Annotated in this window: 1 pseudogene; it reads right to left on the bottom strand. The window is 47.9% G+C overall.

Annotated features, from left to right (window positions below):
* Positions 1-489: pseudogene (locus KIV40_RS34830) on the bottom strand (ABC transporter ATP-binding protein); the annotation flags it as partial.

Below are 489 nucleotides of genomic sequence, written 5' to 3'. Positions count from 1 at the left end.
GTTGCGACCCAGTAGACCAATTCGGCTACCCGGAACAAGGTTCAAGCGGATCTTTTCAAGGATCAGATTGTCGCCATAACCTGCAGAGACTTCATCCATCATTAAGATTGGATTCGGTAGGGCATCAGGTTCTCTAAACTCAAAGCTGAATGGGTTATCAAATTGAGCTGGCAGCACTTGCTCCATTTTTTCGAGTGCCTTGATACGGCTTTGTGCTTGGCGAGCTTTCGATGCTTTATAGCGGAAGCGATCGATGTAGCTCTGCATGTGCGCCATCTGTTTCTGCTGCTTCTGGTACATCGCTTGTTGCTGAACAAGCTTTTGCGCTCGCTGGTTCTCGAACGACGAGTAGTTACCCGTGTACTCATTCAGCTTTTGGTTTTCGACGTGAACAATGCGATTGACGATTGGGTCTAGGAAGTCTCTATCGTGCGAAATTAGGATAAGTGTGCCCGGATAGGTTTGTAGCCAGCGTTCTAGCCACATTAC

It is taken from the genome of Vibrio sp. D173a, assembly GCF_030248475.1.
Note: the sequence above shows the minus strand (reverse complement) of the source record. Positions and strands in the feature narration are given on the sequence as shown.